Origin of the sequence: Aquabacterium sp. UBA2148 (genome assembly GCF_002328915.1) — a bacterium.
In the GTDB taxonomy this organism is placed as follows: Bacteria; Pseudomonadota; Gammaproteobacteria; order Burkholderiales; family Burkholderiaceae_C; genus Aquabacterium; species Aquabacterium parvum.
Window position 1 is genome coordinate 1 of record NZ_DCXA01000108.1, and the last position, 2,258, is coordinate 2,258.

At 69.8% G+C, this 2,258-nt stretch carries 3 protein-coding genes; all 3 read left to right on the forward strand.

All coding sequences use genetic code 11. The features are described 5' to 3' along the window. Positions 1–190: cob(I)yrinic acid a,c-diamide adenosyltransferase (locus B2W70_RS05865; RefSeq protein WP_286743775.1), on the forward strand; the 190-nt coding region annotated here is incomplete at its 5' end. Positions 191–193: 3 nt separating this feature from the next. Then, positions 194–1,249, forward strand: a complete 1,056-nt coding sequence (gene cobT, locus B2W70_RS05870; protein WP_286743777.1) for a nicotinate-nucleotide--dimethylbenzimidazole phosphoribosyltransferase — start codon at positions 194–196, stop codon at positions 1,247–1,249. A 7-nt stretch (positions 1,250–1,256) separates the two neighbouring features. Then, entirely contained in the window at positions 1,257–2,171 is a 915-nt protein-coding gene (locus tag B2W70_RS05875; RefSeq protein WP_286743778.1) for an adenosylcobinamide-GDP ribazoletransferase, read from the forward strand. The last annotated feature ends 87 nt before the right edge of the window (positions 2,172–2,258 follow it).

The window sequence follows — 2,258 nt, forward strand, 5'->3', positions numbered from 1 at the left end:
CTACGGCTGGGTGCCGCTGCAGGAGGTGGTCGACGCCCTGCGCTCGCGGCCCTCGCACGTGCACGTCGTGATCACCGGGCGAGATTGCCCGGCCGAGGTCATCGAGATCGCCGACACGGTCAGCGAGGTGCGCAAGGTCAAGCATGCCTACGAGGCAGGCATCCCGGCACAACGCGGCATCGAGGACTGAGGCATGGCAGAACCCAGGTTGCCCGAGCTGGCCGATTTGCGCGATGGCGTGCTCGCCGCTCGCTTGCAGCACCTCATCGACCACAAGACCAAGCCCTTGGGCTCGCTGGGCCGCATCGAGTCGCTGGCCTTGCAGATCGGGTTGACCTTGCGCAGCGAGCGCCCGGTGCTGGTCTCTCCCCAGGTGGTGGTGTTCGCGGGCGACCACGGCCTGGCGGCGCGCGGCGTGTCGGCCTTTCCGTCAGACGTGACCTGGCAGATGGTCGAAAACTTCCTGGCAGGTGGCGCGGCCATCAGCGTGCTCGCGCGCCAGCATGGCCTGGCGCTCACGGTGGTGGACGCTGGGGCTGCCAAGGAACTGGCGCCGCGCCCGATGCTGCAAAGCCGCAAGGTGGCCCTGGGCACAGCCGACTGCAGCCGGGGCCCGGCGATGACGGCGGCGCAATGTGCTCAGGCGATTGAACAAGGTGCCGAGGTCGTGCGCAGCCTGCCGGGCAACGCCGTGTTGTTCGGTGAGATGGGCATTGGCAACACGTCCAGCGCCGCCTTGATCATGGCCCGCCTGACGGGCCTGCCCCTGGCGCAATGTGTGGGCCGGGGCACCGGGCTCGATGAGCCCGCCGTGCAACGCAAGCTCGCCATCCTGCAAGAGGCCTTGCTCGCCAACGCCGACGCGCACCAGCCCCTGGCCGTGTTGCAAGCCTTCGGTGGCTTCGAGGTGGCCATGATGTGTGGCGCCATGCTCGAAGCGGCGGCACAGGGCCGCGTCATCGTGGTCGACGGCTTCATTGCCACCAGCGCGTTGCTCGTGGCCCATGCGCTGCGGCCACGTGTGTTGCAGCGCTGTGTGTTCTCGCACCAGTCCGACGAGAGCGGTCACGCCCGCATGCTGGCCCACCTGGGCGCCGAACCCTTGATCAAGCTCGACCTGCGCCTGGGCGAAGGCTCGGGCGCGGCCCTGGCCTGGCCGCTGCTGGAGTCGGCTTGCCGGATCCTGCGCGAGATGGCGAGCTTCGAGTCTGCCGGGGTCAGCAACGCCGGCACCGACCCGCAGGCCTGAGATCGACATGAGCCAAGCGCCACCGCCACGCGGCCTGCTCACAGCCCTTTCAGGCGCCCTGGTGCACGAGCTGCGCCTGTTCTGGCTGGCCGTTCAGTTCCTCACCCGCGTGCCGGTGCCGGCCTGGGTGGGCTGGCAGCCCGAGTGGATGCCGGCGAGCATGCGCCACTTCCCGCTGGCGGGCGCCCTGGTGGGCCTGTTTGGCGTGGCGGTGCTGACGGTGTGCTCGGCCTGGTGGCCGCCGGCGGTGGCCGTGGGCCTGAGCATGGCTGCGACCGTCTGGCTCACCGGAGGGTTTCACGAGGACGGCTGGGCCGACACCTGCGATGGGCTGGGCGGGGCGGTCAGCCGCGACAAGGCCCTGCTCATCATGAAGGACTCGCGCCTGGGCACCTATGGCGCGCTGGGCCTGGTCCTGCTGCTGGGCCTGAAAGCCACGGTGTTGGTCGAGCTGCTCACACCCCGCGTGCACGAGCTCGACAGCGCCCGCACCAGCCAGATCCACCAGGTGCTGTTGCTGTGGACGTCGATGGGGCTGGTCTGGGCGCATGCGCTGTCGCGCCTGGTGCCGGTCCTGCTGACCCGTTTGTTGCCCTATGCCGGTGACGCCGAACACGCGAAGGCCAAACCTTTGGCGCTGGCCGTGGCCACCCCGCACGTGTGGGCCACGGTGGCCAACACCGGGGTGGTGGCTGCGGCGATGGCCTTGTTCTTCGTGCTCGACGGCTGGCCCCTGCGCACCCTGGGTCAGGCACTGGCCTGGGGCCTGCTGGGCGCCGCCTTGGTGTTGGCCTGGTGCCTGGGTTGGCTCAAGCGTCGATTGGGTGGCTTCACGGGCGACACCCTGGGCGCCAGCCAGCAACTCGCCGAGCTGGCCATCTTGCTGGCCTGGTTGCACGTGGTGCACCCGGTGGGCGGGTGAGTTCGTGGGGCAGGGTTGCGTGAGCCAGGTCGACACGCTCGTGGCTTTCACCGCCTGGCGCCACCCACGCCCCATCGGCCACGCGGT

Bases quoted from the DNA above. Each gene is read 5' to 3' on its own strand.
- cobT (WP_286743777.1), top strand. From the start codon at position 194: ATGGCAGAACCCAGGTTGCCCGAGCTGGCCGATTTGCGCGATGGCGTG.
- B2W70_RS05875 (WP_286743778.1), top strand. From the start codon at position 1,257: ATGAGCCAAGCGCCACCGCCACGCGGCCTGCTCACAGCCCTTTCAGGC.